A 16,052-nucleotide genomic window follows, 5' to 3' on the forward strand; every position below is an offset into this window, starting at 1 on the left:
ATCGGCACCCATCCGGCCGCTGCTAAGTGGCACGCAAGCCATTCTGCGTTAAGATCGTGCCATGAAAAACCATCTCGTCGTCGCCCTGGCCTACGATGGCCTGTGCACCTTCGAATTCGGCTGCACGGTCGAAGTGTTCGCGCTTGAGCGTCCCGAACTCGGCGTGGACTGGTACGATTTCGCCGTGTGCGCGGCCGAACCGGGGCCGATCCGCGCCGCCGGCGGCATTGTCGTCAGCGCACCCTATGCGCCGGCGCTGCTGGAGCGGGCCGCCACCATCGTCATCCCCGGCTGGCGCAATGCCGATGAAGCGCCGCCGCCTGCCTTGCTGGCGCTGCTGCGCGCCGCCCACGCGCGCGGGGCGCGTCTGTGCTCGATCTGTTCCGGCGTGTTCGTGCTGGCCGCCGCCGGCGTGCTCGATGGCTTGCGCGCCACCACCCACTGGCGTTATGCCGACCGGCTGGCGCGCCGCTATCCGGCTATTCAAGTGCTGCCGGACGACTTGTACGTCGACGCCGGCCAGGTCATCACCTCGGCCGGTTCGGCGGCCGGCCTCGACATGCTGCTGCACCTGGTGCGGCGCGATCACGGCGCGCGCATCGGCAACCTGGTGGCGCAGCGGCTGGTGGTGGCGCCGCACCGCGAAGGCGGGCAGGCGCAGTATCTGCCGCGCCCCATGGCGCACGACGAGAAGGGGCGCCTGACGCGCCTGATGGACTGGGTGCGCGTGCATCCGGCCGAGCCGCACACGGTCGCCAGCATGGCGCTGCGCGCCGCCATGAGCGCGCGCACCTTGCAGCGCCACTTCCACGACGCCACCGGTTTCGGCGCGCTGGAATGGCTGATCCGCGAGCGCGTCGCCATCGTCAAGGACCTGCTCGAAAACCCGGCGCTGCCGCTGGCGCAGGTGGCCGAGCGCGCCGGCTTTGCGTCGGAAGCGTCGCTGCGCCATCACTTCCGCCGCCTCGCCGCCACCACGCCCGGCGCGTACCGGCGCCAGTTCGCGCGCACCGCCTGAGCCGCCCGCCGCCCGGTATTGACGGCAAGATGGTTTGGATGGCATGAAAGGTTTTACAATCCACGCCCGCGGCACGCCGCCATTCACCGGCTTACTTCATGAACAAATTTGTTGAAATGCAGTTGTTTGTCACCGTCGTCGACGCTGGCAGCATGTCCGAGGCGGCGCGCCGCCTGGGCACCACCAAATCCGTGGTGAGCGAGCGCTTGCAGCAGCTCGAGCGGCGCCTGGGCGTGCCCTTGCTGGTACGCGGCCGCAAAATGGGGATCACCGATCCCGGCCAGACCTTTTATGCGCATTGCGTGCGCATCCTGGCGCAGGTGTGCGAAGCGGAAGACGCCGTCCTCGACGCCCAGGCCAGCATGCGCGGCCAGCTGCGCGTGGCGGCGCCGATGGCGGCCAGCGTGCGCTACCTGGGCCCCATGCTGGCCCGGTTTGCCGCCATGTATCCGGATTTGCGCATGGAGATCGACCTGAGCGACCGCTACGTCAACATGCACGATGAAAACTACGATGTGGCCATCCGCATGGGCAATCTGCAGGACTCGACCCTGGTGGCCTGGCCGATCACCGTCAACCGCCACTTGATCTGCGCCAGCCCGGGCTACCTCGCCGGGCGCGGCGCGCCGGCCGATCCGGCCGAGCTGTCCGCGCACGATGGCCTGTTGTACGGAAATCGCGAACCCCAGGGCACCTGGCAACTGCTGGTGAACGGGCAACTCGAATCGTTCCGCATCCGCAACCGCCTGTGCACCGATAGCGGCCACCAGTTGCTCGAAGCGACCAAGGCCGGACTGGGCCTGGCCATCCTGCCGACCTTTCTCGCGGCCGATCCGATTGCCGCCGGCGAGCTGCGGATTGTCCTGCCGGCCTGTTCGCCCTCGGGCGGGGTGGTCTCGGCGATCTACCGCCAGTCGCACCGGGCCTCGCCCAAGATCCGCACCCTGGTCAATTTCCTGGCCGAGCAGATCGGCGATCCGCCCGTGTGGGAACGGCCGATCCGGGCCGAGCTCGACGCCATCGGGAGCTAACGTTCGGAAAACCCGAACCAGCGATTCGCATTTAGTTGCCTTACGCTAATGTTGCAAACACTCTAATCTGCGCCCCGGTGGACCTGCCACCGAACGGAGATGAGATGAACAAGCAATCGCACAGTACCCAAGACGGCCGCCAGCACAGCGCGGCCCACCCGGCCAGCGCCCCCGGCGCCGCGGCCAAGGATGCCGACGTGATCGTCGTCGGCGGCGGCTCGGCCGGTGCCGTGCTGGCACGGCGCCTGAGCGAGAACCGCCAGCGCGCGGTACTGCTGCTCGAAGCGGGCCACAGCTACGAGGCGGCCAGCTATCCCGCCGCCATCGCTTCGAGCGACATCCTCGGCGCCAACGGCGACGCCGAATTCGAATGGGGCTACCGCAGCGAACCCGGCTACGTCGGCCACGCCATCGGCGCCGTGCGCGGCAAGGTGCTCGGCGGCAGCTCGGGCGTGAACGGCGCGGTGGCGATCCGTGCGCGGCCCTCCGACTTTGCGCGCTGGAACCTGCCCGGCTGGAGCTACGCCGACATGCTGCCGTACTTCAAGCGCCTGGAGACCCGCAGCGGCAGCAGCGATGCCCTGCACGGGCGCAGCGGACCGCTGCCGGTGCGCCAGCTCACCCGTGAAGACATCACGCCCATGCAGCGCGCCTTCATGGACGCCACCCTGGCATGCGGCTTCAAGGCGGTGGCCGACTTCGACGGCGAAGACGCCAACGGGGTCGGACCGTACTCCATGAATGTCGTCGATGGCGTGCGCGTGAACACCGGCATGGCCTTCCTGCCGCCGGCCGTGCGCGCGGCGCCCAATTTGCGGATTCGCCCCGACTGCCTGGTCGACAAGATCCTGTTCGACGGCCAGCGCGCCATCGGCGTGCAACTGGCGGACGGCGAACAACTGTTCGGCGGCGAAGTGATCCTCTCGGCCGGCAGCTACGGCAGCGCCGCCATCCTGCTGCGCTCCGGCGTCGGCCCCGCCGCCGACCTGCGCGCGCTCGGCATCGAGGTGGTGGCCGACCTGGCGGTCGGGCAAAACCTGGCCGACCATCCGTTCTACTACAACGCGTACGCCGCCAGGCCCGAGGCGCTCGGCGCGCAGACTCCGGTGATCGGCGCCAAGCTGTGGACCGCCAGCAGCGGCGCCCGGCACGATGAACTGGACCTGCACATCACGGCCACCCACCTGTTCCCGCACGAGCAAAGCCCGACCGGGGTCGGCTTCGTGCTGGCGGTGGCGCTGACCCGCCCCCTCTCGCGTGGACGCCTGACCCTGGCCAGCCGCGATCCGCTGGCCGCGCCGCGCATCGACCTCGGCTTCCTGGCGGCGCTTGACGACCGCGCCCGCCTGCTCGAAGGGGTCAAGCTGGCGCGCAAGATCGGCGCCGGCGCGCCGCTGGCCGCCATGGTGCACGCCGAACTCAGTCCGGGGCCGCAGGCGCAGTCGGACGAGGCGATCCTGGCCTCGATCATGGCCACCGTGGACACCTATCACCACCCGACCTCGACCGCCCCGATGGGCCCGCGTAGCGATCCCTCGGCCGTGGTCGACACCGACGCCCGTGTCCATGGCCTGCAAGGGCTGCGCGTGGTGGACGCCTCGATCTTCCCGGACGTGCCCTCGGTGGCCACCAACGTCACCGTCATCGCCACGGCCGAACGCATCGCCAGCCTGTACGCCTGAATACCGCCTTACCTGAGAGACTGAAAAGGAAACCAACATGAAGAACAGCACCGCACTGCACTGGATCGACGGCCAATGGCACGATTCCGAACAACACCAGGACTCGATCGATCCGGCCAGCTACGAGGTGATCGGGCGCTACGCCGACGGCGGCGCGCGCGAAGCGGCGCATGCCACCGCCGCCGCCAAGCGCGCCTTTGCCGACTCGCCCTGGAAAGAGGACCGCGCCCTGCGCGCCCGGGTCCTGCACGCGCTGGCCGACGCCTTCGAGCGCCATACCCCTGCGCTGGTCGAACTGCTGTCTGCCGAGAACGGCAAGATCAAGGCGGAGGCGGCCTTCGAAGTGTCGATGGTCCCTTCCAAGCTGCGCTACTACGCCTCGCTGGTGCGCACCGAATACGGACGCGCCCTCGAACCGAAGGCGGGCAGCATCTCGCTGGTGCTGCGCGAAGCGATCGGCGTGGCCGGCATCATCGCGCCCTGGAATTCGCCGGTGGTGCTGATGATCCGCTCGCTGGCGCCGGCCTTGGCGGCCGGCTGCACGGCGGTCATCAAGATGCCGGGCCAGACCGCGCAAACCAATGCGCTGGTGTCGGCCATCATGGCCGGGGTGGCGGACCTGCCGTCCGGCGTGGTCAATCTGTTCTCGGAGTCGGGCGCGGAAGGCGCCAAGTGGATGATCGAATCGCCCGATATGCCAGTCATCAGTTTCACCGGCAGCACCGGCACCGGCCGCGCGATTGCCGAAGTCGGGGCGCGGCGCCTGAAGCGCTTCGGCCTGGAGTTGGGCGGCAAGACGCCGATGATCGTGTTCGACGACGCCGACCTCGGCGCCGCCCTGCCCAAGCTCGAAAAAGCCCTGACCGTGTTTTCCGGCCAGTTCTGCATGACCGGCTCGCGCCTGCTGGTACAGCGCGGCATTGCCGACGCCGTGCGCACGCAGCTGGCGGCGCGCCTGGCGGCGGTGCGGGTGGGACCGGCCAGCGACCCGGCCAGCGAGATGGGGCCGCTGATCGACAAGCCGAACGTGGCGCGGGTCGAGCGCGTGGTCGAAGCGGCCATCGCGGCAGGCGCCAAAGTGCTGGTGCGCGGCGGCGCGGTGAGCGAAGGCGCGCTGGCGCGCGGCGCTTTCTATCGCCCCACCTTGCTCGAAGTGAGCGACCCCCAGCTCGACATCGTGCAGAAGGAAACCTTCGGCCCGGTCCTGACCTTGCAGGTGTTCGATACCGAAGCCGAAGCCATCGCCCTGGCCAACAACAGCGAGTTCGGCCTGGCCGCCAGCATCTGGTCGCGCGACGTCGACCGTCCGCTGCGGGTGGCGCGCCGGCTGGAGGCGGGCACGGTCTGGATCAACGACTGGGCCGTGGTGTACGACGAATGCGAGGAAGGCGGCTACAAGCAGTCCGGCCTGGGGCGCCTGAACGGCATGGCGGCCATGGACGATTTTCTCCAGTACAAGCACATCGCCATGAGCCCGGGCGCAGCGTGAACCAGCCGGACTTGTATGAGGGGTTGCTGGATGCCCTGTATGGCATCTTCGGCAGGCACGAGGGCTTGCGCGTGACGCATGCCAAAGGCATCGTGGCGCACGGCAGCTTTAGCGCCTCGCCGGCGGCGGCGCGCCTGAGCCGCGCGGCCCACTTGCAGGGCGCGCCGGTGCCGCTCACCTTGCGCTTTTCGAACTTCAGCGGCGTGCCGTCCAGCGCCGACGGCGACCCCGACGCCGGCCCGCAGGGACTGGCGCTGCGCTTCCTGCTGGACGACGGCCGCCACACCGACATCGTCGCGCATTCTTACGATGGTTTTCCGGTGGCCACGCCGGAGCAGTTCCTCGGCTTTTTGCAGGGGATCGCCAGAGCGGGCGGCGAGCGGCCCGATCCGCTGCCGCTGGACGCCTTTCTGGCACGCCATCCGCGCGCGAAGCGCTATCTGGAAGCGCCCAAGCCGGCGCCCGCCAGTTACCTGGCCCAGGAATATTTTGGCGTGAACAGCGTGCGCTTGCTCGACGCCGCCGGCGCCGCCGTGCACGGGCGCTACCGGATCGAGCCGCTGCAGGCGCTGACTGCGCCGTCGCACGCTGCGCTGCCGGGCACCGATTTCCTCGGCGCCGAGCTGGGCGAACGCCTGGGCCGCGCGCCGGCCCGGCTGCGGCTGGTGCTGCAATGCGCCGCGCCGGACGACGACCTTGACGACGGTTCGCTGGCCTGGCCGCGCAGCGGGCCGGATGCGCGCCCGGAAATCGAACTCGGCATCCTCACTGTCGAGACGGTCGAGGCGGACGCACAGATGCAGGCGGCGCGCCAGCAAGCGCTCGCCTTCAATCCCGGGCAATTGATCGACGGTATCGAAGAGTCGGGCGATCCGATGATTGCCGCGCGCGCCGAACTGTACCGGCGCGCGGCGTTGCGGCGGCGCCCGGTGCGGGCATGAGCCTGGCGGCCGCTGGCGAGCAAGGCATGAGCGCCATCGTGCACGAAGTCGATCCGCGCCACCGCGCCGACTACGAGCGCTGGATGGTGGCGGCCACGCAGGCGCACCGCCAGTGCCGCGGCTACCTGGCGATGGACCTGATCAAGCCGGTCGGCGCCGGCGCCAGCTATGTGGTGCTGCTGCGCTTTGCCACGGTGGGCGACGCCAGCGCATGGCTGGTCTCGCCGCAGCGGCGCCAGTTGATCGAACAGGCCCGCCCGTGGCTGCTGCGCGAAGAACGCTACCAGGTCCACGCCGGGTCGGCGTTCTGGTTCACCCCGTCGGGTGCCGGCGCGCTGCCCAGGCGCTGGAAGCAATGGCTGCTCTCGACCCTGGCGGTGTTTCCGCTGACCACGCTCATTCCCGCCGTGGTGCGCGCGGCGGCGGAGCGGCTGGCCCCGGCCGTGCCCGCGCTGGCGCTCGGTGCGCTGAGCGCCACCTTGGTGTCGGGCCTGATGGTGTACTGGCTGATGCCCCTGATGTCACGCATGGCGGCCGGCTGGCTGTCGCGCTGACCTGACGTATTTTTTTGTTAGTTGATTTTCTAAAGGAAGACATTGTAATGACCTATCAAACGCCCTTGAGCACCAGCGACCGTTTCGAGATCTTCGAACAACTCAATCTGCACCAGCGCTACATCGACAACGATGCCAGCCTGGCATCGGCGCAGACCTACATCACCTTGTACTGGCCGGAAGCCGAATTTTCGGTGAAGGACATCCGCGAAAACGTGTTTCGCGGCGTGGAAGGACTCAAGCAGCTGTACGACTACGCGCACAGCGTGTTTCCGCTGCACCTGATGCGCCATGCGCTGGGCACCTTCGTCATCGACGGCGGCGACAACCTGGCCCAGGTCGAATGGAACTGGATCGTCACCTGGAAAGCGGAAAAGCAAGGCGTGGTTTCGACCGGCACCTACACCGACCGCTTCGAAAAACGCGACGGCGTCTGGAAGTGCCTCTCGCGCGCCTCGAATGTCGACCCGAACTGGCCGGCCGATCTGTTCCAGCCCTGGGTCGACCAGCAGGAAACCACGTTCAAGGCCTCATGATGAAACACCTACTCCAACATACCCTGCTGGCGAGCGCCGCCGTGTCCGCCACCTTGTCCGCCACCAGCTTGCCGGCCCGGGCCGCCGACGACACCACGGTGGTGCTGGTGCACGGCGCCTTTGCCGATGGCTCCAGCTGGGGCAAGGTGATCCCGCTGCTGCAAGCGAAGGGCGTGAAAGTGGTGGCGGTGCAAAACCCGCTGTCGTCGCTGGCCGACGATGTCAGCGCCGCCAAACAAGCCATCGACGCCCAGCCGGGCAAGGTGGTGCTGGTCGGCCACTCCTGGGGCGGGGCCGTGATCACCCAGGCCGGCGACAGCGACAAGATCAAGGCGCTGGTCTACGTGGCCGCGTTCGCCCCGTCCGAAGGCGAGACCCTCGGCACGGTGGGCAAGGATTATCCGGTGCCGCCGGGCGTGCCCTCGCTCAAGCCCGACGCCGCCGGCTACCTGACCCTGTCCGAGGCCTCGTATGCGGCCAACTTCGCCCAGGATATCCCGGCCGCGACCGCCAGGGCGTACGCCGCCACGCAAGGCTTGTTCCCGGCCAGGGCCTTCGATGAAAAGATCACTTACGCGGCCTGGAAGACCAAGCCGAACTACTACATCGTCGCCAGCAACGATCGCATGATCTCGCCCGACCTGGAACGCGCCTTTGCCAGGAAGCTCAATGCGGTCACCACCGTGCTGGCCAGCAGCCACGTGCCGATGCTGTCGCAGCCGCAAAAAGTGGCCGACGTCATCCTGGCCGCCGTCAAGCGCTGACCTGCCCGCGCCGGCGGCCGCGCGCCGCCGGCCTGGCAAGGTATTCCATCCATTCACGCAACAGGAAACACCCATGTCCATCGCCAACATCATCTACCGCAGCAGCGTGACCGTCACCGGCGGGCGCGAAGGCCGCGCCGTTTCGGCCGACAAGACGCTCGACCTCACCCTGACCACGCCCCGCGAACTGGGCGGCAATGGCGCCCCCGGCTCGAATCCGGAGCAACTGTTTGCCGCAGGCTACTCGGCCTGCTTCCTGGCCGCCTTGAAACTCGTTGCACGCCACGGCAAGACGGCGCTGCCGCCCGATGCGGCCATCGAAGGGACGGCCGGCATCGGCCAGGCCGCCACCGGCTACGGCCTCGAGATTGAACTGAAGATTTCCTTGCCCGGCATGGAGCGTGCCACGGCGGAGACGCTGGTCGCCGCCGCCCACAAGGTGTGTCCGTACTCGAACGCGACGCGCGGCAATATCGATGTCACCCTGACCCTGGTCTGAATGGATAGCCTCATGATTGTTGATCGTCACCTGTTTGATATCGTCATTCTCGGCGGCGGTTCCGCCGGCGCCGTGCTGGCGGCCCGCTTGTCGGAACTGCCCCAGCTCAGCGTCTTGCTGGTCGAGGCCGGCAGCGCCTTCGATCCGGACGAGTATCCCGAGCAAATTTACAGCAGCAACATCATCGCCGCCAACGCCGACGCCCGCTACGAATGGGGTTACCACGCCGTCCCGCTGGCCCAGGCGCAGCCGCTGTATGCGCCGCGCGGCAAGGTGCTTGGCGGCAGCTCCGCCATCAATGGCGCGGTGGCGTGCCGGGCCTTGCCGTTCGACTTTGCCCGCTGGACGGCAAAGGGCTTGCGCGGCTGGGGCTACCAGGACGTGCTGCCTTATTACAAGAAAATGGAAAGCGCCCCGCATGGCGAGGAACGCTGGCACGGCCGCAGCGGCCCGCTGCCGATCCATCAGATGTCGATGGAGGGCATCACGCCGGTGCAGCGCGCCATGGTGCAAGCGGCCTGGGCGCTGGGGGCGCGCCGGGTCGATGACTTCAACAATCCCGAAGCGAACAATGGCGCCGGTCCGAACCCGATGAACATCATCAACGGCGTGCGTGTGAACACCGGCATGGCCTACCTGACCCGGAGCGTGCGCGCGCGTCCGAACCTGAGCATTCTCGAGCGCAGCATCATCGATAAACTGGTGTGCCGGGATGGACGCGTGGCCTCGGTGCTGCTCGCTGGCGGGCGCGAAGTGCGTGGCAAGGAAGTCATTCTCAGCGCGGGCGCGTATGGCTCCGCCGCTATCTTGCTGCGTTCGGGAATCGGCCCGAAGGCCGACCTGGAAGCCCTGGACATCCCGCTGGTCAAGGATGCGCCGGTCGGTACCCATCTGCTCGATCACGCCTTTTTCTGGATGAATTTCAGCGCGAAAGCCGAACTGAAAGGGCAGGAGCACCCGGTGGTCGGTTCCCAGTGGTGGACCAATTCCTCGTATGCCAGCTCGGACCAGGAGCTCGACATCGGCATTTCGCCGTCGCACCTGCTCGACCCGGCCAGCAGCCCGACCGGCGTGGCGTTTTCGCTCGGCCTGGAACTGATGCATTGCACCTCGCACGGGCGCATCCGCCTCAAGAGCCGCGATCCGCACGCGGCCCCGCTGATCGAGCTCAATCACCTGAGCACGGAGGACGATATGCGGCGCATGGTGGAGTGTTTCCGCCTGGCGAGGAAGCTGGCGGCCACCGAGCCGCTCAAGAGCATGATCGTGGAGGAACTGTATCCAGGGCCGTCGACCGACGACAGCGAGCAGCAGATTCGCAGCGCGCTGGCGGCCGGAGTGGGCACCTTGCAGCACCCTTGCGCCAGCGCGCCGATGGGCTTGCCGGACGACCCGCGCGCCGTCGTCGATGAACAGGGGCGCGTGCATGGGGTGGGCGGCCTGCGGATCATCGATGCCTCGATCCTTCCCGAAATTCCACTCATTAACTTGAATCCGACAGTCATCATGATGGCGGAGAAGTTATCGGATATCATCAAACAAGCCGCCATCCGGGCCTGAGCGGCCGGTTCGCGCGCCGGCGTGGAACCAATATCGCCGGCGCGGATCGAACAGCGTGAGAACGATGCTTTCGCAGGATTCATTAACCACCATGGCCGCGCATCGATGGCCGTCGAACGGGAGAATGTGTGATGAGTGCCAGGGACTTTTTTGTTGTCGATGAAGAGCGGGATGCGCATGCGCGCGAGGCATATGCACCATGGAAAGCGGCAGCCGGCAATGAGGCGGCTGAGCCGAGTGCGGCGCAAGGCAAGGGATTGACCTGCGCCGACCAGTTCGGCAAAGAACACACCATGCTCCAGTTCCTGGTGAAGCATATTTCGCCGTTCCTCATCATCGCCCTGCTAGTGACGGTGGTGGTGGCCACCGGCGACAGCGCAAGTCTGAGCGACATTCCCGCGCCGTGCAGAGGGTGACGAACCGTCGTCGGGATACTGACTACAAGCTGGCAATCCCGGCAAATGCGTTGGTCATAACTGATAAGTCTTGCGCACCTCGTCAATGAGCAAATTGCGCGAGCTGCGCTCTTTTTCATGGGGCGCGAACTGGCCGCTGGCGGTATCTAACAGGTCCACCGCCAGGGTCAGGCACACCCGGTCGCGGGTCGACAGCGCTTGTTCCACCGGTTTTCCGATGATCTCGCGGATGATCATCGTGGCCAGCTCCTTCGAGGCGATATCTTCCGGCAGCCCGGTTTTGGTACACACGCCATAGGTGCCTTCGAGGAAGTGACGCCACTCCTCGACCAGGTGCTGTTCCAGCCCCGCGCCCAGCTTGGGATTGTCGGTGCACAGACCGGCCGCTTTGAGCTGCGTCAGGCGCGCGCGGTAGCGCTCCGCGAAGACGCGGAAGGCATCGCCTTCGCCGCCCAGCGATTGCAGCAGTCCGATCCACGAGGCATAGCCCTTGGCGTAGTAGACGAGCTGCTTGTGTTCCTGGTGCGCGCCGAAGAAGGAGTCGCAGTTCACGTCAACGCGCAGCCGGTACGACGCCTGCGGCATCATCGCGCGCTGCTGCAGTGCCGCCAGTTCGTCCGGGTCGATGCCGGAAACCGCCAGCAGCTGTTCTTCGGTGAAGTAGAAATCGCTCAGGTATCGGATCAGGTCCATGGCCGCTCTCTCGTTGGTCGATTTGGCCTACTATACAAGCTTGTGCGCCCTGCACGGTTCGGCTACCATCGAACCATGAAAGACGGACCCAATATTATCGGCATCGCCGCCCTGATCGGCGATCACGCGCGCGCGGAAGTGCTGACCGCGCTCATGTCGGGCATGGCGCTCACCGCCACCGAGCTGGCCGAGATCGCCGGCGTTACCAAGCAGACCATCAGCGCGCACCTGGCCAAACTGGTCGACGCCGGACTGCTCGCGGTGGAAGCGCAGGGCCGCCACCGTTACTTTCGCCTGGCCGACGACGATGTGGCGCAACTGCTCGAATCGCTGATGAATGTCGCTTTCCGCACCGGCGCCTTGCGGCTGCGTTCGAGCCCGCGCGAACCGGCCCTGCGCAAGGCGCGCGTGTGCTACGACCATCTGGCCGGCGAACTTGGGGTGCTGCTCTACGAGCGCCTGCTGGCACGCGGCGCCTTCGCTCCCGATGCGGCCGGCCTGCGCCTCACCGAGGCCGGCAGCGCCATCGTCGGCGCGCTCGGCGTCGACCTGGCGGCAGCAAGCGGCACGCGGCGCGCCTTTTGCCGCACCTGCCTTGACTGGAGCGAGCGCCGGCATCACCTGGCCGGTACCCTGGGCGACGCGCTGCTGGCGCGCTTTGAGGAACTGGGCTGGGCCAGGCGCTCGCTCGATTCACGCGTGGTGGCGTTCAGCGATGCCGGCGAACGGGCCTTGCGCGCCTGGGTGGACTAGGCCAGCACCGCCAGCATCGGTCCGCGCAGGGCGTTACAGATCATCAGGCCGGTGGCGCGTTCGAACATCGCGCGCGTGACGATGGTTTCTTCGGCATCCCACTGCGGATCGGCCAGCACCAGCGCGCGCATGATCCCGGGCAGCAGGCCGCAGGCCAGGGCGGGCGTGCGCCAGCGGCCGTCGACCCGCACGAACACATTGCTGCGGCCTCCTTCGGTCAGTTCGCCACGCTCGTTAAAGAACAGCTCGTCGAATGCGCCCTGCGCCTCGGCCGCGCGCCAGGCGGCGTCGTAGCGCGTGCGGATGCTGGTTTTGTGGCGCAGGAAGAGGTCGTCGGCGCGCATTGCGTCTGGCGCGAGCAGCACGCGCACCGGCTGCGTCAGCGCCGCCAGCGCGCCGCTTTGCACGCTCAAGGCGCCGGACGGGCCGATGGCGAGCCGCATGCGCGATGCCACGCCGGGCGCCAGCGCGGCGCAGGCGGCGTCCAGCGCCGCATGGGCGGCCGCTTCATCGAACGGGAAGCCGAAATAGCGCGCCGATTGCGCCATGCGCGCCAGGTGCCGCTCGCGCTGACGGCAGCCATCGTCGCGCGTGGCGTGCAGGGTTTCGAAGACTTCGAACTGGTTTTGCAGGCCGGTGAGAAAGCGCGCCTTGAGCTGGCACTCGGCGTATTCGTCGGCGCAATCGCTGTCGTAGACGATGCCGGCGCCCACGCCCATTTCGCCGCGCCGCGTGCCGGCGTGTTCGGGCTGCAGCGCCAGGGTGCGGATCGGCACCGACAGGCAAAAGTCGCCGATCGCCGCAGGCGCGGCGGGCGGCTCGAACCAGCCGATGGCGCCGGTGTAGACGCCGCGCGCGGCAGGTTCGAGCTCGCGGATGATTTCCATCGCGCGCCGCTTGGGTGCGCCGGTGATCGAGCCGCACGGGTACAGCGCGGCAAAAATGTCGGCCAGCGTGGCGTCCGGGCGCAGGCGGGCGCGCACGCTCGACGTCATCTGCAGCACGCTGGCAAAGCGCTGCACGTCGAACAGCGCCGGCACCGCGACGCTGCCGGTGACGGCGACTCGTCCGAGGTCGTTGCGCAGCAGGTCGACGATCATCAGGTTTTCGGCGCGGTTCTTGGGGTCGGCCGCGAGCGCGCTGGCGCGGCGCGCGTTCTCAAGCTCGTCGTCGCACGCGGGGGCGGTGCCTTTCATCGGGCGCGCCAGCAGTTCGCCGCCTTGATGGCGCACGAACAGTTCGGGCGAGAGCGACAGCACGGCGCCGCCGCCGGGCATCGCGATCAGGGCGCCGTAAGGCACCGGCTGGCGCGCGCGCAGGCGGGCGTACAGCGCCTGGGGCGAACCGAAGGCGTCGAAGTGCAGGCGGTAGGTGTAGTTGACCTGGTAGGTGTCGCCGGCGGCGATGTAGTCGTGGATGCGCGCCAGGGCATCGCCAAAGGCCTGCTGGTCGACGTTGGCGCGCACCTTGGCGATGCCGGCCGGGCCATCGTGCGCGGCCGTTTGCGCATCCAGCCAGACGGCCACCTCGCCGCACGAGAGGCGGGTGCAGGTAGCGAACAGCAGCACCTGCGCCAGTGGGCTGTCGATGGCGTGCGTATCGATGCCGAGCAGGTGCCCGCCCAGTTCATAACCGAGCACCGCCACCGCGTGCAGGCCGCGCGCAAGCGCTTCCTGGAGCTGCGCCAGCAGGTCCGGCCAGTCATCGGCATGGTCGCAGCGCAGGGTGCCCGCGTGGCCCGTGTACAGGCGTGAACCGGCTTGTGGCGCGGCGCCGCCGGTGGCGTCGTCGAGCAGGGCAAAGCAGTCCGCGCTGTTCATCGGTGTAAAGACGGTCAGGCCGCCAGCAGCAGGGAGATCTGCAGGGCCGTGCCCTCGGCCGGATTGTGGCGGAAGCCGCTCTTGGCGTAGCGGTGCCAGCGTCCGACCACGTAGGCGACCAGCAGGCTGGCGCGCGCGGCGACATCGGCTTCCTGGCCGTGGCCCTGGGTGACGGCCAGGCGCAGCGACTGTTTGCAGGCCAGTTCGACCTTGTCGTAGAACTGGTTCATGCGCAGTTGCAGGCGTTCGTCTTCGTTGACCAGGGCGTCGCCGATCAGCACCCGCGTCATGCCGGGATTGTTGGCGGCGAAGCCGAGCAGCATCTGCAACACGGCGTGGGCCTGGTCGATGCCGCCCTGTTCCTTTTCGGCGATCTGGTTAATCAGGCCGAAGACGCTCGATTCGATGAATTCGATCAGGCCTTCGAACATCTGCGCCTTGCTGGCGAAGTGGCGGTACAGCGCCGCTTCGGATACGTCCAGCCGTGCTGCCAGTGCCGCCGTGGTGATTTTCTCGCCTTTGGGCTGCTCCAGCATGGAGGCCAGAGCCTGGAGGATTTGCAGCTTGCGCTGGCCCGGCTTGGTGCTTGCCATGTGTTCTCGATGAGGTGGGTTGTCGTTGTCAGCGCAGCCGATTCATGCATCTCGGCAACTGAAGCACGGATTTTACTTTGACATCGACGTAAGCGGGGCGTTTTAACTTTTTTGGCAACGGCGCAACACCGATGGGGTCCGCCGTGCGCAGATATTGGGTGACCCATGCGGTACGCATACCCACCTGTTTGGCGGTGCGCAGGTTGGCCAGGGTGTCTTCGACCAGGATGCAGCGCTGCGCGGACACGCCGTGCTTGCGCAGCAGGCGGCGCAGCATCAGCTTGGACGGCTTGGGCCGCAGCTGGCCGTGCACGTGCATGTTTTCGATGGCGATGTGGTGGCTGAAGTGGCGCCGCAATCCCAGGTGGCGCATGACGTCGGTCGAATAGCGCGTCGGCGCGTTGGTCAGCAGGATTTTCCGGCCCGGCAGGCGCTTGAGCAGGCGCGCCAGGCCGCGTTCGTAGCGGATCATGTCTTCGAGCCGTTCGATGTTATGCGTCTCGTGCAGGAAGTCGGCGGCGCTGACCTTGTGGTGCTTGATCATCCCGAGCAGGGTGGCGCCGTAGCGTTTCCAGTACGTGAGGCGGGCGGCGTTGACCACGTCCGCGCTGGCGGGCGTGACGCCGTCGCCCAGCACGCGCGCGATGTACACGTTCATGTTGGCCGTGATGGTGGGAAAAATCGCGTGCGAAGCGTTGTGCAGCGTATTGTCGAGATCAAACAACCAGAGCGGGGCGGAGCGGGTAAGATTGGACACAAGAGACCTGAATAAAAACGCGGAAGCGAACCAACAAGGAAAAAACGCATGAGACGTCCAATTATAGTGGTGTTCCTCAGCTTGCTGATGCTGGCCCTGCCGTCGGCCTGGGGCGCCGAGCGCGGCGCGCTGTTCAAGGTAAGCGGCAGCGGCCACACGATGTACCTGTTCGGCACCATGCATGTGGGCTTGCCCGAGTTCTATCCGCTCGAGCCGCGCATCGCCACGGCCATCCAGAACGCCTCGGCGCTGGCGCTGGAAGTCGACCTGCTGCAGGACCCGGCCAAGCTCGGCGCGGCGATGCAGGCGCATGCCATGCTGGCGCCCGGCAAGCCCGGCTTCCAGGATCGCTCGCCGGCGTTTCGCAAGCGCGTCGAGCAAGCCTTGAAAAAGGCGAAAATCGATCCGGCCGCGGTGGCGCGCTTCAAGCCGTGGCTGGTGGCCACCACCCTGACCCTGGCCGAGTACGCATCCGAGGGTTACCAGGCCGAGCTGGCGGTGGACATCAAGCTGGCCCAGATGGCGCGTGCCGTCAAGGTGCCGGTGATCGAGCTCGAATCGATCAGCGCCCAGTTCGCCATGTTCGACCGGCTCGGTGTGGAAGAGCAGTGGAAGTTCCTGGAAGAGAGCGTCGAGATGATGGAGTCCGGCAAGCAGCGCGCGGAAATGCGCCAGATTGTCGATGCCTGGGGTTCGGCCGACAAGGCGGCGCTCGATGCGGTGGCGGCCAAGGTCGAGGGCGACACCAGCGTGTCGGGCAAATTCATGCAAAAGGTGCTGTTGGAAGAACGCAACGGACCGCTGGCCGAGAAGCTGGCCGCCTTGCTGGCCAAACAGGACAAGAGCGTGGCGGCGATCGGCGTGCTGCACCTGGTCGGCAAGAACAGCGTGCCGGCATTGCTGGGCGGAAAAGGGCTGACGGTCGAGCGCGTGTATTGACTGTTTG

The 16,052-nt window shown here is 67.2% G+C and carries 17 protein-coding genes; 13 read left to right on the plus strand and 4 right to left on the minus strand.

The annotated features are described in order from the left end of the window. Positions 1 to 61 precede the first annotated feature (61 nt). From ftrA to F2P45_RS13855, 11 genes are all read left to right on the plus strand, one after another. Positions 62 to 1,018, plus strand: coding sequence for a transcriptional regulator FtrA (gene ftrA, locus F2P45_RS13805; RefSeq protein ID WP_166875766.1), 957 nt, complete (start codon positions 62 to 64; stop codon positions 1,016 to 1,018). Between the two features lie 98 nt (positions 1,019 to 1,116). Further along, positions 1,117 to 2,049: a LysR family transcriptional regulator gene (locus tag F2P45_RS13810; protein ID WP_166875769.1), complete on the plus strand. Its 933-nt coding sequence runs from the start codon at positions 1,117 to 1,119 to the stop codon at positions 2,047 to 2,049. Positions 2,050 to 2,153: 104 nt separating this feature from the next. Continuing rightward, positions 2,154 to 3,731, plus strand: a complete 1,578-nt coding sequence (locus F2P45_RS13815; protein ID WP_166875772.1) for a GMC family oxidoreductase — start codon at positions 2,154 to 2,156, stop codon at positions 3,729 to 3,731. A 37-nt stretch (positions 3,732 to 3,768) separates the two neighbouring features. Next, the gene (locus F2P45_RS13820) at positions 3,769 to 5,220 is read left to right on the plus strand and encodes an aldehyde dehydrogenase family protein (protein ID WP_166875775.1); all 1,452 of its coding nucleotides are present in this window, start codon (positions 3,769 to 3,771) and stop codon (positions 5,218 to 5,220) included. Beyond that, positions 5,217 to 6,161: a catalase family peroxidase gene (locus tag F2P45_RS13825; RefSeq protein WP_166875778.1), complete on the plus strand. Its 945-nt coding sequence runs from the start codon at positions 5,217 to 5,219 to the stop codon at positions 6,159 to 6,161. The genes F2P45_RS13820 and F2P45_RS13825 overlap by 4 nt, the downstream gene beginning before the upstream one ends. Then, the gene (locus tag F2P45_RS13830) at positions 6,158 to 6,715 is read left to right on the plus strand and encodes a putative antibiotic biosynthesis monooxygenase (protein WP_166875781.1); all 558 of its coding nucleotides are present in this window, start codon (positions 6,158 to 6,160) and stop codon (positions 6,713 to 6,715) included. The genes F2P45_RS13825 and F2P45_RS13830 overlap by 4 nt, the downstream gene beginning before the upstream one ends. Positions 6,716 to 6,762: 47 nt before the next feature. Next, on the plus strand, positions 6,763 to 7,251 hold the full coding sequence (locus F2P45_RS13835) for a nuclear transport factor 2 family protein (RefSeq protein ID WP_166875784.1): 489 nt from the start codon (positions 6,763 to 6,765) through the stop codon (positions 7,249 to 7,251). Next, positions 7,251 to 8,015 carry an alpha/beta fold hydrolase gene (locus F2P45_RS13840; RefSeq protein ID WP_166875788.1) on the plus strand — a complete coding sequence of 255 codons (765 nt, stop codon included), beginning with the start codon at positions 7,251 to 7,253 and terminating at the stop codon, positions 8,013 to 8,015. Before F2P45_RS13835 ends, F2P45_RS13840 begins: the two co-directional genes overlap by 1 nt. 73 nt (positions 8,016 to 8,088) lie before the next feature. After that, the gene (locus tag F2P45_RS13845; RefSeq protein WP_166875791.1) at positions 8,089 to 8,514 is read left to right on the plus strand and encodes an organic hydroperoxide resistance protein; all 426 of its coding nucleotides are present in this window, start codon (positions 8,089 to 8,091) and stop codon (positions 8,512 to 8,514) included. A 12-nt stretch (positions 8,515 to 8,526) separates the two neighbouring features. Then, a complete protein-coding gene (locus F2P45_RS13850) occupies positions 8,527 to 10,074 on the plus strand; it encodes a GMC family oxidoreductase (protein ID WP_166875794.1) in 1,548 nt (515 codons plus the stop codon). 131 nt (positions 10,075 to 10,205) lie between these two features. Next, positions 10,206 to 10,490, plus strand: a complete 285-nt coding sequence (locus F2P45_RS13855) for a hypothetical protein (protein ID WP_166875797.1) — start codon at positions 10,206 to 10,208, stop codon at positions 10,488 to 10,490. Positions 10,491 to 10,544: 54 nt separating this feature from the next. Here F2P45_RS13855 and F2P45_RS13860 read toward each other — a convergent pair whose 3' ends face one another. After that, complete coding sequence (locus tag F2P45_RS13860) at positions 10,545 to 11,183, minus strand: DUF6058 family natural product biosynthesis protein (protein ID WP_166875800.1); 639 nt, start codon at positions 11,181 to 11,183, stop codon at positions 10,545 to 10,547. Positions 11,184 to 11,258: 75 nt separating this feature from the next. Between F2P45_RS13860 and F2P45_RS13865 the strand changes: the two genes are divergently transcribed. Next, a complete protein-coding gene (locus tag F2P45_RS13865; RefSeq protein WP_166875803.1) occupies positions 11,259 to 11,936 on the plus strand; it encodes an ArsR/SmtB family transcription factor in 678 nt (225 codons plus the stop codon). On the opposite strand, the gene pabB is transcribed toward F2P45_RS13865, so the two are convergent. From pabB to F2P45_RS13880, 3 genes are read right to left on the minus strand one after another with little or no spacing between them, the layout of a single operon-like run. Next, positions 11,933 to 13,756 (minus strand): aminodeoxychorismate synthase component I, encoded by a 1,824-nt coding sequence (gene pabB / locus F2P45_RS13870; RefSeq protein WP_166875806.1) that lies wholly within the window; start codon positions 13,754 to 13,756, stop codon positions 11,933 to 11,935. The two genes, F2P45_RS13865 and pabB, sit on opposite strands and share 4 nt — an antisense overlap. A 14-nt stretch (positions 13,757 to 13,770) precedes the next feature. Further along, positions 13,771 to 14,349 carry a nucleoid occlusion factor SlmA gene (gene slmA / locus F2P45_RS13875; RefSeq protein WP_166875809.1) on the minus strand — a complete coding sequence of 193 codons (579 nt, stop codon included), beginning with the start codon at positions 14,347 to 14,349 and terminating at the stop codon, positions 13,771 to 13,773. A gap of 28 nt (positions 14,350 to 14,377) precedes the next feature. Then, positions 14,378 to 15,106, minus strand: a complete 729-nt coding sequence (locus tag F2P45_RS13880; RefSeq protein WP_370663250.1) for a pyrimidine 5'-nucleotidase — start codon at positions 15,104 to 15,106, stop codon at positions 14,378 to 14,380. Positions 15,107 to 15,154: 48 nt separating this feature from the next. Between F2P45_RS13880 and F2P45_RS13885 the strand changes: the two genes are divergently transcribed. Beyond that, positions 15,155 to 16,045 (plus strand): TraB/GumN family protein, encoded by an 891-nt coding sequence (locus F2P45_RS13885; RefSeq protein ID WP_229505079.1) that lies wholly within the window; start codon positions 15,155 to 15,157, stop codon positions 16,043 to 16,045. Positions 16,046 to 16,052: the final 7 nt, after the last annotated feature.

The organism is Massilia mucilaginosa (assembly GCF_011682145.1).
Lineage (GTDB): Bacteria > Pseudomonadota > Gammaproteobacteria > Burkholderiales > Burkholderiaceae_D > Telluria_A > Telluria_A mucilaginosa.